Origin of the sequence: Bradyrhizobium sp. SZCCHNR1098, assembly GCF_032489375.1 — a bacterium.
GTDB lineage: Bacteria > Pseudomonadota > Alphaproteobacteria > Rhizobiales > Xanthobacteraceae > Bradyrhizobium.
Genome location: NZ_JAUEXY010000014.1, coordinates 138,844 through 153,798 on the forward strand (window position 1 = coordinate 138,844; position 14,955 = coordinate 153,798).

Genomic DNA, 14,955 nt, shown 5'->3' on the forward strand with positions numbered 1-14,955 from the left:
TTTTGATACGGCGATTGATTGCGCGGCCCCGCGCAGTCGTCTAAAACCCGCCGGATTGAACCGGCTGCATCACGGGCGGATTCTGGGTCAAACCGGAGTTGGCCTTAACCACCAGAATCAGGACAGACTCCCTTAAGCCGCGGAACGGTATGGTGTTCGCGGGCGGAGGGGTGTTCGGCAACGGCTGGCGAATCGTCGGACCATTCGCCAAGGGACATTGAAAGAGCGATGAGCGTGACCTCCGGAACCAAGACTGAGAGCGGCCTCGGTGAAACCGTTCGCGTCGTCGTTCATGCGCTACTGATTGCGCTGGTGATCCGCACCTTCCTATTCCAGCCGTTCAACATCCCCTCCGGATCGATGAAGGCGACCCTGCTGGTCGGCGACTATCTGTTCGTATCGAAATATTCGTACGGCTATAGCCACTACTCGATTCCGCTGTCGCCGCCGCTGTTCTCGGGCCGCATGTTCGGCTCGGAGCCGAGCCGCGGCGACATCGTCGTGTTTCGTCTGCCCAAGGACGACACCACCGACTACATCAAGCGCGTGATCGGCCTGCCTGGCGACCGCATCCAGGTGCGCGAAGGGCTGCTCTACGTCAACGACAAGCCGGTGCAGCGCGAGCGGCTCTCCGATTTCATCGGCGAGGATCCCTGCGGGCAGCCCGACTCGACCGCGCGCGTCAAGCGCTGGAAGGAGACCCTGCCGAACGGCGTCAGCTACGAGACGCTCGACTGCGTCGACAACGGCTATGTCGACAACACCGCGGTGTATACCGTGCCGGCCGGCAACTTCTTCATGATGGGCGACAACCGCGACAACTCGACCGACAGCCGCTTCCTCAGCCAGGTCGGCTACGTGCCGTTCGAGAACATCGTCGGCCGCGCGCAGCTGATCTTCTTTTCCATTGCCGAAGGCGAGCATGCCTGGGCGTTCTGGCGCTGGCCGGTATCGGTGCGCTGGAATCGAATCTTCAAATTCGTCCGATGATCGACGACTCACCCGAAATCCAGACGACGCAGGCTGCCGCATCGAGCCCGCAACCCGGCACGGGTGCGCTGGAGGCGACGCCCAAGGCCGCGTCGCGGCCGAGGTCCGAGATCAAGCCTGAGCAGAAGAGCGAGCCCAAGATCGAGTCGAAGACCGATTCCAAGACTGATCCGAAGCCGAGCTTCAAGACGGATACGAAGACCGTCGAGTCCGAATCGGCGATCGCGAGCCCGGACGCGGCGGACACGGCCCAGCTTGTTGCCGAGACCGATCCCGACGGCAAGCCGCGCAGCAAGGCGAAGGGCAGTCGCCGCACCAAAAGCGCGGGAATCGGCGCGGCCAAGGGCGCCAAGGCCGCGGACAAGGCCGCCAATGCCGCGATCGAGGCGCGCATCGGTCATCACTTCGCCGATCCGTCACTGCTTAGCACCGCCTTCACCCACGTCTCGGCGCTGAAGTCGTCCAAGAAGCGTGGCGACAGCTATCAGCGGCTCGAATTCCTCGGCGACCACGTGCTCGGCCTGATCGTGTCCGACATGCTGTACCGCTCGTTTCCGAGCGCCGACGAGGGCGAATTGTCGAAGCGGCTGGCCGATCTCGTGCGCAAGGAGAGCTGCGCCGACGTTGCCAAGTCGCTCGGCCTGCTCGACGACATCAAGCTCGGCGCGGTCGGCGCCGGCGCCGGGGCGCGGTTGCGCAAGTCGGTGCTGGGCGACGTCTGCGAGGCGGTGATCGGCGCGATCTTCCTCGACGGTGGCTACGCGGCCGCCGCGGGATTCGTCGAGCGCAACTGGACCGAGCGCATGCACAAGCCGCGGCGCCCGCTGCGCGATCCGAAGACGGTGCTGCAGGAATGGGCCCAGGGCAAGGGCCTGCCGACCCCGGTGTACCGGGAGGTCGAGCGCACCGGACCGCATCACGATCCGCAGTTCCGCGTCGCCGTCGATCTGCCGGGCCTGGAGCCCGCTGAAGGCGTCGGTGGCTCCAAGCGGGCGGCAGAAAAGGTGGCGGCATCGGTCATGATCGAGCGCGAAGGCGTCAGCGGCGGCAGCAATGACGGCTGAACAGCAATCAGTGCCGTCTGTCCAGACCCGCTGCGGTTTCGTTGCGCTGATCGGCGCGCCCAACGTCGGCAAATCGACGCTCGTCAACGCGCTGGTCGGCTCCAAGGTCACGATCGTCTCGCGCAAGGTGCAGACGACGCGAGCGCTGATCCGCGGCATCGTCATCGAAGGCGCGTCTCAGATCATCCTGGTCGATACCCCCGGAATTTTCGCGCCGAAGCGCAGGCTGGACCGCGCCATGGTCACGACGGCCTGGAGCGGCGCGCACGACGCCGATGTCGTCTGCGTGCTGCTCGATGCCAAGAAGGGCATCGACGACGAGGCGCAGTCCATCATCGACAAGGCGGCCGCGGTCGCGCACGAGAAGATCCTGGTGATCAACAAGGTCGACCTGGTGCCGCGCGAGAAGCTGCTGGCGCTGGTCGCGGCTGCCAACGAGAAGCTGTCCTTCGCGCGCACCTTCATGATCTCGGCGATCTCGGGCGACGGAGTCGACGATCTCAGGCGGGCCTTGGCGGAGATGGTGCCTCCCGGTCCGTTCCACTATCCCGAGGACCAGATGTCGGACGCGCCGATGCGGCACCTCGCGGCCGAGATCACCCGCGAGAAGATCTATTCGCATCTGCATCAGGAGCTGCCGTATCAGTCCACCGTCGAGACCGACAGCTGGACCGAGCGCAAGGACGGTTCGATCCGGATCGAGCAGACGATCTTCGTGGAGCGGGACAGCCAGCGCAAGATCGTGCTCGGCAAGGGCGGCGCGACGATCAAGTCGATCGGCGCGCAGTCGCGCAAGGAAATCTCAGAGATCACCGGTGTGCCGGTGCACCTGTTCCTGTTCGTGAAGGTCCGCGAGAACTGGGGCGACGATCCCGACCGCTACCGGGAAATGGGGCTCGAGTTCCCCAGGGAATGACAATGAGCGTGCCGCGCAACGTGTTGTGGTTCGAAGTGCTGCTCTACATCTCGCTGATGCTGGATGCGTTGTCTGTTGCCGTCTCGGACCGGACGCCGACCTTCGACATAACCGAGGACATGATCACCGCGCAGACCGTGCTCAACGGGGTGGTCATCCTGCTGCTGTTCTATTTCGTCTATCTGGCGGCGGAGCGCCGCAAGAACTGGCCGCGCTGGGTGCTGCTGGCGGCGCTGGTGCTGTCCGACATCTTCCTGGTGCAGGTGATTGGTCAGAAGGGCATGACGCTCGACGCCGGCATCGAGGTCATCTCCTGCGCGCTGACGACGATGGGATTGTACTACTCGTTCACGGGCGATGCGCGCGGCTGGTTCAACGCGTGACACGGCTGGGCTGATGCCGCCGATCATGCGGAATTTGCGACCGCGCGCGACGCCTCGCGCGTGACGCGATCCGGACGTCCTGCGCTGTGCCGGATGCTTTCGCTTCGCTCGCAATGACGGTGTTTGCCGAGGGACCGCTCGCTTCATGGAATGGACCGACGATGGCATCGTGCTGGGCGTGCGGCGGCACGGCGAATCCTCGGCCGTCGTCGAGTTGCTGACCCGCGAACATGGCAGGCATCTCGGTCTCGTGCGCGGGGCGAGCGGCAAGCGCATGCGGCCGGTGCTGCAGCCGGGCAACACGGTGCGCGCGATCTGGCGCGCGCGGCTCGACGAGCATCTCGGCATGTACGCCATCGACGCGCTGACCTTGCGGGCGGCGGGGCTGATCTCCGCGCAACACGGCGCCTACGGCGTGACGCATCTTGCCTCGCTGGCCCGGCTGTTGCCGGAGCGCGATCCGCACGAGGAGATGTATCTGCGGCTCGAACATGCGCTCGATGATTTCGAGGATGCGGGTGGCGCCGCCGTCCACATCGTACGCTTCGAGCTGGCGATCCTCGCCGAACTCGGCTTCGGGCTCGATCTCGACTCCTGCGCTGCGACCGGTGAGACCTCGGACCTGATCTACGTATCCCCGAAGTCGGGCGGCGCGGTGTCGCGCACGGCCGGCGCGCCATGGGCCGACCGGCTGCTGCCGTTGCCGCCCTTCCTGCGCGAGAGCGACCAGGGCCATGGCTGGTCGCAGCAGGATCTGCTCGACGGTTTCCGGCTGACCGGCCTGTTCCTGCTGCGTCACGTGTTGGAGCCGCGCGGGCAGGGGCATTCCGACGCCCGCGAGGGCTTCATCAACGCCGTGACGCGGGCTAGGCCCGCCCCGCGATAGGCCTCGGTTTTCGACGCTCGTCGTCATGTGCCCTCGCGCTTGTTCGCCAACGTCGAGACTGACGACACACGCGCCGGCATCACGGCAAAGCTGATCCGGATACCGTCTCCGACTGTGACGTCATTCACATCCGCCTTCACATGACCGACGTAGGATCATGCAACAATCCTGGTTGATGACCAGTTTCACATCATTTTGAGGTTGCGTCGTCCGCGGCTCATGGCGAAGATTGTAGCCCTTCGGCGAGATGCGTTTCGTGCGCGCCTTTTTTCATCACCGTGGGGCATTTCGATCATGAGCGATTTCGAGAACAGCAAATCCAGCAACGGGTTCACGTCCAAGCTGTGGCGTGGAGAGCGCATGACGATGATCGGCTTCGACGTCGCCGAGCCCGAACCCGATCTGGTCGGATTCTCGATCGAGGTGAAGTCGCCGGGCGCGCGGGATTTTTCCCAGTTGCGCAACAGGATCGCGTTTTCCTATCCGGCCGGGGCCGGCGCGGAGGTCGACGGCAACCGGAATTTCCCGTCGACCGAGGCGCCGTTCCAGAAATTCCGCTGGATCCATTTTCCTTACCGGCCCAAGGACGGAGTCTATACGTATCGCGTCGCCAAGCAGCACATGCGCAACGACGGCACGCTCGTGGCAGGGACCAGCCTCTCGCTCGACATCACGCAGAGCGCCGTGACCTATGATGGCCTCATCGACATCGGTTTCACCCGCAACTTCGCCTCGTCTCAGGCCTATCGCGATCAGTTCGGCAACAATGCCGAGATCATCCCCGTCGAGAGCCGCGACGGGCCGAGCTTCGAGAAGCTCGACCTCGCCAACGAGGCCGGCGACAGCGTCTACGAGTGGCTGGGGTTCGAGGCCTACGACCTCCTGTTCAGCTTCTTGAAAGAGGCCCTGGCGGATCCCGGGCTCACGCTCGACGTGATGGCCTATGACCTCAATGAGCCCGACGTGATCGGCCTGCTGGAGCAGTTCGGCCCGCGGCTGCGCGCGATCATCGACGACTCCAACGCCAAGGATAACAGCCACAAGCTGCCCGGCAGCGCGGAATCGCGCAGCGCCAAACGCTTCAAGCAGGCGGGTGCTGCCGTGCTGCGCACGCATTTCAGCAATCTCCAGCACAACAAGGTCCTGATCACGCGCCGCAACGGCAAGCCCGAGAAGGTGCTGTGCGGCTCGACCAATTTCACCTTCCGCGGCCTCTATATTCAGGCCAACAACATGCTGGTTTTTCATTCGCAGGACGTCGCCGGGCTGTTCGGCGAGATGTTCGACATCGCCTTCGAGGACCCCTCGGCCTTCCGGACGAATGATTTTTCCAAGAAGTGGCACGCCGTCCACACCGAGGGAAAGCCGACCGTACAGCTCTGCTTCTCACCGCATCAGGCCACTGATCTCTCGCTCAATCCGATCCGGGCCGCGATCGATCAGGCCACCTCGTCGGTGTTCTACTCGGTCGCATTTCTGAGCCAGCTCGGTGACGGTCCGACCAAGGAGGCGTTCGACCGCGTGATGGAGCGGCCGATCTTCAGCTACGGTACCGTCGACAAGCGCGGCGCCCTGGAGCTGCGCAAGCCCGACGGCTCGATCGGTCTCGTCGATTTCGCCTATCTCGCGAGCAAGGCGCCGGAGCCGTTCCGCAGCGAATGGTCCGGCGGCAAGGGCCGTAACATCCATCACAAGTTCCTGGTGACCGATTTCAGCCTGCCGACCGCGAAAGTGTTCACCGGATCGAGCAACTTCTCGCCGAGCGGCGAGAAGGGCAACGGCGACCATCTCATCATGATCGAGGACCGAAAGATCGCCACCTCCTATGCGATCGAGGCCACCCGCGTGTTCGATCACCTGCAGTTTCGCAACCGGATGCGCGACGCGTTCCACGGCAAGTCCGAGCGGCAGCGCGCTGCATCCGCGCCTGCCGCGATCACGCTGCGCAAGCCGACCGCATTGTCCGGCAAGCCGGCCTGGTTCGAGCGCTTCTATGTCGAGGGGTCGCAGGCCGAACGCGATCGATTGCTGTTCTCGTCCTAGATATCGTTACGGACAGGTTTGGAGACGACCATGCCATTGAACGACTATTCGCTTCTCAAGGGTCGGCCCATCAACAATCGTCTGGCGACGGGAAGCAGTCCGCACTATCAGGTGCAGGTCTCTGCCGATGGTGAGCTCTATCGCATCGCCATCAATGTCCGCTCCCAGGATGGCAGCGAGGTCGAATTCCTGGTCCGCTCGCGCTTCGAACATCCGATCGTCGATGGCCTGAAGGCGTTTTCGGAAGGGCTGCATCCGCTGGAGAGCAAGCCCGGCGGCGTGGCACTCGATTTCATCCGGGGCAATCTGATGCAGCCATGGGAGCTGAAGCCGCTGCCGCTGTCGGCTGCGGGTCCCGACAACGATCTCAACGAGAAGATCGACGCCTACGTTCAGCGCGCCATGTCGGACGAGACGGCTCTCATCTATGCCTTCGGCGTCGCATGGGGACCGGAGGACAAGGCCGACCGCTATTTCGGCTTCAAGCCAGGCCGCGGCATCCACGACATCCATTTCAACCAGGGCAATCCGCCCGGCAAATACGCCAAGGACAACGGTCCCTGGCAGGATGGCGGACTGCTCTTCGAGTTTCCCGACCAGCAGCAATGGGTCGCCGTCTTCCTGAAATTCCAGACCCAGGCCTGGCATTCGGACGATGCCAGCGGAAGGGTCATCCTTCCGCCCGATCCCGATCACCCGAACGCGCCGCATACGCCTCCCGACCGTGACCACATTCCGCCGCTCGACGTGCCCGATGGGCTGGTGCGGATCATCGCGGCCTACGTCAACGACGTGCGAACGCCGGAGCACGAGACGGTCACGCTGCTGAACACCGCCGATGTCGACGTCGATCTCACTGGCTGGCAGATCAAGGACAGGCAGAAGAACGCCATGCAACTGAGCGGCACGATCGCGCGCGGCGCCACCTTGGTGGTGCCCATCGTCGCGCCGGTCGCGCTGTCGAACCGCGGCGGAATCATCACCCTGTTGAATGCCGCGGGCGTGAAGGTGCACGGCGTCTCCTATACGCGGGAACAGGCGGCGCAGCCGGGCCGCACCATCCCGTTCCAGTCGTGACCGCGTGTTTCGGCGGAGCCGTGCCTTGAAGCGCGGGCTCTCCGCTGGCGCAGCGGCGGAGTGATGTGTACTCCTGTCATGCGAGGGACCAAGGCAAAAGGGCGGCACATTGCCGCCCTCCGCCCAGGCCACGGTGTGAGAGGAGAGCGTCATGGGAGTCCTGGTCGACGGCCGATGGCACGACGTCTGGTACGACACGGCGGCGTCCGGCGGCCGTTTCATCCGCAAGGATTCGGCGTTCCGAAGCTTCGTCACGGCTGACGGCCGTCCGGGCCCGTCCGGTACCGACGGCTTCGAGGCCGAAGCGGGCCGCTATCATCTCTATGTGAGCCTGGCCTGCCCGTGGGCTCACCGCACCCTGATCATGCGCGCGCTGAAGGGGCTCGATGACATGATTTCGGTATCGGTCGTGCACTGGCTGATGCGCGAGCAGGGCTGGACGTTTGCCGAGGGTCCGGGCGTCGTGGCCGACAGCGTCAATCACGCCGGCCTTCTGCATCAGGTCTACACCGCCGCGGAGCCGCATTATTCCGGCCGCGTCACCGTGCCCGTGCTCTGGGACAAGCAAAACCGCACCATCGTCAACAACGAGTCATCAGAGATCATCCGCATGCTGAACTCGGCGTTCGACGGCGTCGGCGCCAGGCAAGGTGACTATTATCCGCGAGCCCAGCGCGATGAGATCGACGCCATCAATGCGCGCGTCTACGATACGCTGAACAACGGCGTCTACAAATGCGGCTTCGCGACCACGCAATCCGCCTATGAGGAGGCGATCGGCCCGCTGTTCGCCACGCTCGACTGGCTGGAGGAGCGGCTGTCGACCCGCCGCTTCTTGCTCGGCGACACCATGACCGAGGCCGACATCCGGCTGTTCACGACCCTGATCCGCTTCGATGCCGTCTATGTCGGCCACTTCAAGTGCAACATCCGCCGCATCGCCGACTATCCGCATCTTTCAGCCTACACGCGCGATCTCTACCAATGGCCGGGGATTGCCGCGACAGTGAATTTTGAGCACATCAAGCGGCACTACTACGAGAGCCATCGCACCATCAACCCGACCGGCATCGTCCCGGTCGGGCCGCTGCAGGATTTCACCGTGCCGCATGGGCGCGAGCGCCTGGCGGCGAACTGACGAGGATCCATGGCGGGCGAACCCAACCTCGATACGCTGCTGCGCACGATGGCTCCCGAGCTGCAGGACGGCGTATTCGTGTTCTGCACTGTCGATACGCATCACGACGTCCCGGTCGAGCTGACGCCGTTGATGCTGTTTCGAGAGCGCGAAGGGATCACGCTGATCGTCCGGCGCGAGGACGCCGAGCAGGTCGGGCTGCCGTATCAGTTCGTCGCGCGCCTGATCACGCTGTCGGTGCTATCAGCGCTCGATGCGGTCGGCTTCCTCGCCGCGGTCACGACCTGCCTCGCAGGGGCGGGAATCAGCGTCAACGCTGTCTCGGCCTTTCATCATGATCACCTGTTCGTCCCGGAAGCGCAGGGAGAGCAGGCGATGCGGCTTCTGCAGGAGCTGTCCCGCAGCGCGGCCAGCAGATGATTGCGCAAGGCCGGCGACCGAGTCAGGCTTTGCCCCTGGTGGGATGACGCGATTGGCTGCGTCCGGTTGTGCTCGGCTTCTTGCGTGGGACGGGTCGAGACCGATGCGTGTCACGTGCGGCGCGGGGAGCTGGCGGCCGGCGTGGTCCGGTCAGCGTTCGCGCAGCTTGCGCGCGCACCAGGTCCATCAGCATCATCGCTGCGGGCGATAGGGTCCGTCCCTTCAGCCGCAGGATGCCGAACTGCGCCATCAGCAGGTCCGACGCGCGCGGCTCTTTCAGTTCGGCCACGTTCAGGCGGACCAACTGCCCGGAGGCCAGCTCATGGGTGAGCACGGCATCGCCGGCGACGAGCACGATGTCGGAGCGAACGGCCATTTGAATCAGCAGGCTCGCGTTCTCGGATTCGAGCGCGACGTCGAAACCGCGGCCCTCCGGCGCAGCGATGAGCGCTTCCAGGCGCCTGCTGAATTCCGGTGGCAGCGCAACGGAGGCGAAGTGCTGGCCGGCGAGTTCGCGTGCCGAAAGCTCCCGTCGGCGCGCCAACGGATGAGTTGCCCGACAGTAAAAGTGTCCTGGAAGGCCGCCGAGCGGCTCGATGTCGAGGCTGTCGTCGGCGCGGATGTCGGTGATGTGCGCGAGGAAGAAATCGAGCTTTCCTTGCTGCAGCACCTCCATCAGGGCGCGCCAATTGTCCTGCACCACGATGATGCGCACGGACGGGTGCTCCGAATACAGCCGCGCCATGGCATCCGGCAGAAGCGTCAGCCCGGTGAACGCGCCGACGCCCACCGTCACCTCGCCGGCATCTCCCGAGCGCAGCAGGCGCATCTCGCGGCCAAGGTCGTCTGCGCTCGACAGGAGCGAGCGGGCCCGCGCCACCAGTCGCTCGCCGACCGGTGTGATCTCCACCGAGCGCGAGCTGCGGTCGAACAGCCGCATCCCGGCGGCGTCCTCCAGGGTCTGCAAGCTGCGGCTCAGCGCCGACTGCGTGACGTGGGCGCGCTGGGCCGCCCGGGCGAAATGCCGCTCTTCCGCGAGGTAGACTAACTGCTGCAGCTGGCGCAGGGTGGGAGTGTACATCGATGCACCGAAGTCATTGATCAAGCCATAACAATTCATTGGATTTCTGAGACCGTCAATTCCAAAATGGCGCAAATATAAACAGGGGAAATGCCATGGCGGGGCCGGCCAAGTCGCCCCGAGCTGCGGCAGTTTCCCCGCAACAGGCTTTTCTCATGCCCAACGGCGCACAAGCTCTGATACGGACCCTGGTCAATTCCGGCATTCGGGTCTGCTTCACCAATCCTGGCACCTCCGAGATGCATTTCGTCGCCGCGCTGGACTCCGCGCCGGAGATGCGCGCCGTGCTGTGCCTGTTCGAAGGGGTGGCGACCGGTGCGGCGGACGGCTACGCCCGGATGACCGGCACGCCCGCGGCAACGCTGCTGCATCTCGGTTGCGGCCTCGGCAACGGCCTCGCCAATCTGCACAATGCGCGCAAGGGCAAGGTGCCCGTCGTCAACATCGTCGGCGACCACGCCACTTATCATGTCCCTTATGACGCGCAGCTCCAGTCCGATATCGAGACCGTCGCGCGCAACGTCTCGCCGGAATTCGTCTGGACCTCACAGGTGACATCGGAGCTGTGCCGCGACGCGGTGGCGGCCGTGAAGGCGGCGTGCTCCTGGCCCGGACAGGTCGCGACGCTGATCCTGCCGGCCGACGTGTCCTGGGGTGAGGGCGGCGTCGCCGAGCCGGCGCCGGTGATCGAGCCGCCGGCGCCCGCTGACGATTCCGCCGTGCAGGCCGTCGCCGCGGCGATCAAGGCGGGCGGCCGCAGCGCGCTTCTGCTCGGTGGTACGGCGCTGCACGAGGAATCGCTGCTGGCGGCCGCGCGCATCGCCGCGGCCTGCGGTGTGAAGGTCTACGCCGAAACCTTTCCGACGCGCATGCAGCGTGGAGCGGGCCTGCCGGCCGTCGAGCGCATCGCCTATCTCGCCGAGATGGCGCAGGTCCAGCTCAAGGAGATCGACACGCTGATCCTGGTCGACGCCAAGGCGCCGGTGTCGTTCTTCGCCTATCCCGGCAAGAAGAGCTATCTGCCGCATGACGGCTGCAAGGTGCTGACCTTGTCGACGCCGGCGCAGCACGCCGCGTGCAGCCTGACCAGGCTTGCCGCCGCCCTGGAGGCCGGGCGCGCCACGCCGGCGTTGTCGCCGGCCTCGCGGCCCGGGCGTCCGCGCGGCAAGAAGCTCACCGCGGAAAAGGTCTGCAAGGCGGTGGGTCATCTCCTGCCCGAGAACGCCATCATCGTCGACGAGGCGATCAGCTCCGGCCTGATGCTGTCGAAATTCACCGCGGGCGCGCCGCGCCACGATCTGATCACCTTGACCGGCGGCGCCATCGGGCAGGGGCTGCCGAATGCGATCGGGGCGGCGATCGCCTGTCCGGACCGGCCGGTGATCGCGCTGATCGGCGACGGCAGCTCGATGTACACGATCCAGTCGTTGTGGACGATCGCGCGCGAGCGGCTCAACATCACCGCCGTGATCTTCAACAATGCGTCCTACTCGGTGCTCAACGTCGAGCTGGAGCGGGTCGGCGCCGAGGAGATCGGACCGAAGGCGCGGGCGCAGCTCGACCTTCACGGACCGGTCCTCAAGCTCGCGCAGATCGCCGACGGCATGGGCGTGCGCGCGACCCGCGTCAGCACGCCGGACGAATTCACCACCGCGTTGCAGGGGGCGCTGGCGCGGCCGGGGCCGCATCTGATCGAGGCCATGGTGCCGCCGGCGCTGACCGGCCTCAAGCTGAAGCTTTTGCCGCACCTCCTGGGATCGCTCGACCGCGTCCCGCTGCCGGTGGCGCGGATGCTCAAGCGCAAGATCGCGCCGTGACATGAGCGCGACGCTGCAATCCGATGTCGTCATCGCCGGCGGCGGTCTCGCCGGCATCGTCACCGCGCTGGAGGCACTGCGCGCCGGCAAGTCGGTGACCATCGTGGACCGGGACACGCCCGAGCGGTTCGGCGGGCTGGCGTTGTGGGCGTTCGGGGGCATGGCGCTGGTCGGCACGCCGTTGCAGGCGCGCATGAAGATCCCGGATACGCCCGAGATCGCGTTGCGCGACTGGATCAGGTTTGGCGAGCTCGACGCCGCCGAACACTGGCCGCTGCAATGGGCCCGCTATTACGTCGCGCATTCGCGCAGCGAGGTCTACGACTGGCTGCTGGCGCACGGCGTGACGTTCATGCCGGCGGTGAACTGGGTCGAGCGCGGCCGGCACGGCAACGGCAACGCGCTGCCGCGCTATCACATCGTCTGGGGCACCTCGCAGCGGCTCACGCGCGTGATGATCGAGGCGATGCGTGCGGCCGATAGCGGCGGCCGGCTGATGGTGCTGCACCGTCACTGCGTCGTCAGCCTCGATCGCGCTGCCGGCGCCGTATCGGGCGTGGTCGCCGTCAACGAGGAGACGGGCGCCGAAATCCGCATCGCCGGGCCGCTGACAGTGCTGGCGATGGGCGGCCTCAATGGCAGCCATGCGGAGGCCCGCGCCAACTGGGTGAAGCGCCGGCCGCTGCCGCAGGCGATGCTCAATGGCGCGCATCCGTTCTCCGACGGCAAACTGCATCACCACGCGGCCGAGGCGCTCGGCGCCGAGATCACGCATGCCGGCGAGATGTGGAACTACGCCGCCGGCATCCCGCATCCGTTTCCGCATTTCGACGGCCATGGCCTGTCGCTGGTGCCGTGCAAATCGGCGCTATGGCTCAACCATCGCGGCGAGCGCATCGGCCCGGAGCCGCTGGTGACCGGCTTCGACACCCATGATCTGTGCCAGCGCGTCGCGGCGCAGGAGAAACCGTATACGTGGCATCTGTTGAACTGGCGCATCGCCGCCAAGGAGTTCGCCATCTCCGGCGCCGAGCACAATCCGCGCATCCGCGACCGGCAGATGCCGATGTTCCTCAAGGAGACCCTGTTCGGCAATCATCGCCTGGTCAGGCAGATGCAGCGCGAGAGCCGGCACTTCCTGGTCGACGAGACGCTGGCCGGTCTCGCCGCCAAGATGAATGCGCTGACCGGCACCGGCGACGTGAAGCCGGAGGTGCTGCAGGCCACCGCCGACGCCTTCGACGCGAACTTTGGGAATGGCGACAAGCTCCACAACGACGACCAGTTGCGCCGCATCCTGCACGCGCGGCAATGGGGGCCCGACAAGCTCCGCACCTGCAAGCCTGCGCCGCTGCAGGCGCCGGGCGCCGGGCCTTACATCGCCATTCATATGCAACTCATCACCCGCAAGAGCCTCGGCGGCCTCAAGACCGATCTGCAGAGCCGGGTGCTCGACACCACGGGTGCGCCGATCGGCGGCCTCTATGCGGTCGGCGAAGCGGCCGGCTTCGGCGGCGGCGGCGCGTCGGGCAAGCGTTCGCTGGAGGGTACGTTCCTGCCGGGTTGCATTCTCACCGCACGGGCGGCGGTGCGCGCAATGTGACGCTACGGGAACCATACGAGTCGGCGGAACCGCCGCTGAATTTTTGCTCCGTCACTGTCGATCCGGTGCTGCTACGTTCGTCTTCAAGGCACAGGAGATGGAGACCCGTCATGAAGATCTACTGGATCAAGGCCCAGGCGCCGCGCCGCGTGCTGGCGCTGGTCAAGCACCTCGGCGTTCCCGCCGAGTTCATCGACATCAGCCGCGGCCTGAAGACGCCGGAGTTCGCCGCGCTCAACCCCAACATGAAGGCGCCGGTGCTGGTCGACGGCGACACCGTGCTGTGGGAGTCGACCGCCATCATGGCGCACCTCTGCATCCGCGAGAGCTGCGACATGTGGCCGGCGCGCGATCCGCAGGAGCAGATCGAGGTGCTGCGCTGGCTGGCGTGGAACGACTGCCATTGGGCGCCGGCGGTCGGACCGTTCTATTTCGAGCACATCGTCCGCAAGACGTTCGGCCTTGGTGCGCCCGACCGCGCCGCGCTGGCCGGCAAGGTCGCCAACCTGAAGACCTTCGCCGCCGTGCTCGATGCGCATCTGCGGGCGCGCAGCCACGTCGCCTGCGACAGGCTCACCATCGCCGATTTCGCGGCGGCCTCGATGGCGACCGACTGGCGCGAGGCCGAGATGCCGATGGAGTCGTTTCCGAACATCGTGCGCTGGCTCGATGGCCTGATGCGGCTGCCGGCGTGGGCCGAGCCGTGGCCGGAGAAGCGCTCGGTCGCGGCCTGAGCGTCACGGCTGCGCGATGCCGTGGCCGAGCTGCTTGGAGATCTCGGCCGCGCAGGCACGCAGCCGCGTCGCCAGCGGTGACTGCCAGCCGGCGTCGAAGGTGCCGGCCGGGCCCATCGCGGTGATGACCAGCGCGACGTGGCCGGCGTGATCGAACACCGGCGCGGCGAAGGCATTGACGCCGGGCAGCGGATCGCCGACGGCGCGCGCCAGCCCCTGCGCGCGCACCTCGGCCAGCATCTCCGCGACCTTCGGACTCCTGGGCGCGCGCTTCGGATTGTAGCCGACGCCGAGATGGTCGAGGCCGGCGTCCAGCGCCGCTTTCACGGTCTTCGGCGGCAGGAACGCCGCGAAGGCCCGGCCGGTTGCCGTCTCCAGCAGCGCCATGATCGAGCCGACGCGCATCACGATGTGCACCGGATGGCTCGGCTCCTCCAGCCGCACCACGGTCGGGCCGTTGGTGCCCCACACGGCGAGCGACACCGCGTGATCGATGGCGCTGGCGAGCGCTGCGATCTTCGGCGTCGCGATCCGGACCGCCGACAACCGCCGCAGGCTGATCAGGCCGAGCTCGAGCGCGAGCGGGCCGATCTCGTAGCGTCCGGTGGTTTCGTCCTGTTCGATCAAACCGATGCGCGAGAAGCTGACGAGATAGGGATGCGCCTTGGCCGGCGGCAGCCCGGCCTCGCGCGCGAGGTCGCGCAGCATCATCGGCTCGCCGCTGCGCGCCAGTGCCTGCAGCAACGTGCCGCCGACCTCGATCGACTGAATGCCGCGGCTTTCTCGTCCCATGTCTCGTTGTG

The 14,955-nt window shown here is 66.0% G+C and carries 14 protein-coding genes; 12 read left to right on the forward strand and 2 right to left on the reverse strand.

Annotated elements, in window-relative coordinates; all coding sequences use genetic code 11:
- The first annotated feature begins 228 nt into the window (after positions 1-228).
- The 9 genes from lepB (at position 229) to QX135_RS26505 (ending at position 8,917) form a co-directional block, all read left to right on the forward strand.
- Positions 229-990: a signal peptidase I gene (lepB, locus tag QX135_RS26465; RefSeq protein ID WP_315740255.1), complete on the forward strand. Its 762-nt coding sequence runs from the start codon at positions 229-231 to the stop codon at positions 988-990.
- Positions 987-2,054, forward strand: coding sequence for a ribonuclease III (rnc, locus tag QX135_RS26470; RefSeq protein WP_315812808.1), 1,068 nt, complete (start codon positions 987-989; stop codon positions 2,052-2,054). Before lepB ends, rnc begins: the two co-directional genes overlap by 4 nt.
- A complete protein-coding gene (gene era / locus QX135_RS26475; protein WP_315798015.1) occupies positions 2,044-2,970 on the forward strand; it encodes a GTPase Era in 927 nt (308 codons plus the stop codon). Before rnc ends, era begins: the two co-directional genes overlap by 11 nt.
- Positions 2,971-2,972: 2 nt before the next feature.
- A complete protein-coding gene (locus QX135_RS26480; protein ID WP_315798016.1) occupies positions 2,973-3,353 on the forward strand; it encodes a hypothetical protein in 381 nt (126 codons plus the stop codon).
- Positions 3,354-3,498: 145 nt separating this feature from the next.
- A complete protein-coding gene (gene recO, locus QX135_RS26485) occupies positions 3,499-4,239 on the forward strand; it encodes a DNA repair protein RecO (protein WP_315812807.1) in 741 nt (246 codons plus the stop codon).
- Between the two features lie 294 nt (positions 4,240-4,533).
- The gene (locus tag QX135_RS26490; RefSeq protein ID WP_315812806.1) at positions 4,534-6,282 is read left to right on the forward strand and encodes a phospholipase D-like domain-containing protein; all 1,749 of its coding nucleotides are present in this window, start codon (positions 4,534-4,536) and stop codon (positions 6,280-6,282) included.
- Between the two features lie 30 nt (positions 6,283-6,312).
- Complete coding sequence (locus QX135_RS26495) at positions 6,313-7,359, forward strand: DUF2278 family protein (protein WP_315812805.1); 1,047 nt, start codon at positions 6,313-6,315, stop codon at positions 7,357-7,359.
- A 151-nt stretch (positions 7,360-7,510) separates the two neighbouring features.
- The gene (locus tag QX135_RS26500; RefSeq protein WP_315812804.1) at positions 7,511-8,497 is read left to right on the forward strand and encodes a glutathione S-transferase family protein; all 987 of its coding nucleotides are present in this window, start codon (positions 7,511-7,513) and stop codon (positions 8,495-8,497) included.
- A 9-nt stretch (positions 8,498-8,506) separates the two neighbouring features.
- Positions 8,507-8,917: an ACT domain-containing protein gene (locus QX135_RS26505; protein WP_316180871.1), complete on the forward strand. Its 411-nt coding sequence runs from the start codon at positions 8,507-8,509 to the stop codon at positions 8,915-8,917.
- A gap of 22 nt (positions 8,918-8,939) precedes the next feature.
- Here QX135_RS26505 and QX135_RS26510 read toward each other — a convergent pair whose 3' ends face one another.
- Complete coding sequence (locus QX135_RS26510; RefSeq protein WP_316181012.1) at positions 8,940-9,998, reverse strand: LysR family transcriptional regulator; 1,059 nt, start codon at positions 9,996-9,998, stop codon at positions 8,940-8,942.
- A gap of 155 nt (positions 9,999-10,153) precedes the next feature.
- Between QX135_RS26510 and QX135_RS26515 the strand changes: the two genes are divergently transcribed.
- From QX135_RS26515 to QX135_RS26525, 3 genes are all read left to right on the forward strand, one after another.
- The gene (locus tag QX135_RS26515) at positions 10,154-11,815 is read left to right on the forward strand and encodes an acetolactate synthase large subunit (RefSeq protein WP_315798019.1); all 1,662 of its coding nucleotides are present in this window, start codon (positions 10,154-10,156) and stop codon (positions 11,813-11,815) included.
- 1 nt (position 11,816) lies between these two features.
- Entirely contained in the window at positions 11,817-13,418 is a 1,602-nt protein-coding gene (locus QX135_RS26520; RefSeq protein ID WP_315798020.1) for an FAD-binding protein, read from the forward strand.
- A gap of 110 nt (positions 13,419-13,528) precedes the next feature.
- Positions 13,529-14,152: a glutathione S-transferase family protein gene (locus QX135_RS26525; RefSeq protein WP_316180867.1), complete on the forward strand. Its 624-nt coding sequence runs from the start codon at positions 13,529-13,531 to the stop codon at positions 14,150-14,152.
- A gap of 3 nt (positions 14,153-14,155) precedes the next feature.
- On the opposite strand, the gene QX135_RS26530 is transcribed toward QX135_RS26525, so the two are convergent.
- A complete protein-coding gene (locus QX135_RS26530; RefSeq protein WP_316180864.1) occupies positions 14,156-14,944 on the reverse strand; it encodes an IclR family transcriptional regulator in 789 nt (262 codons plus the stop codon).
- Positions 14,945-14,955 lie beyond the last annotated feature (11 nt).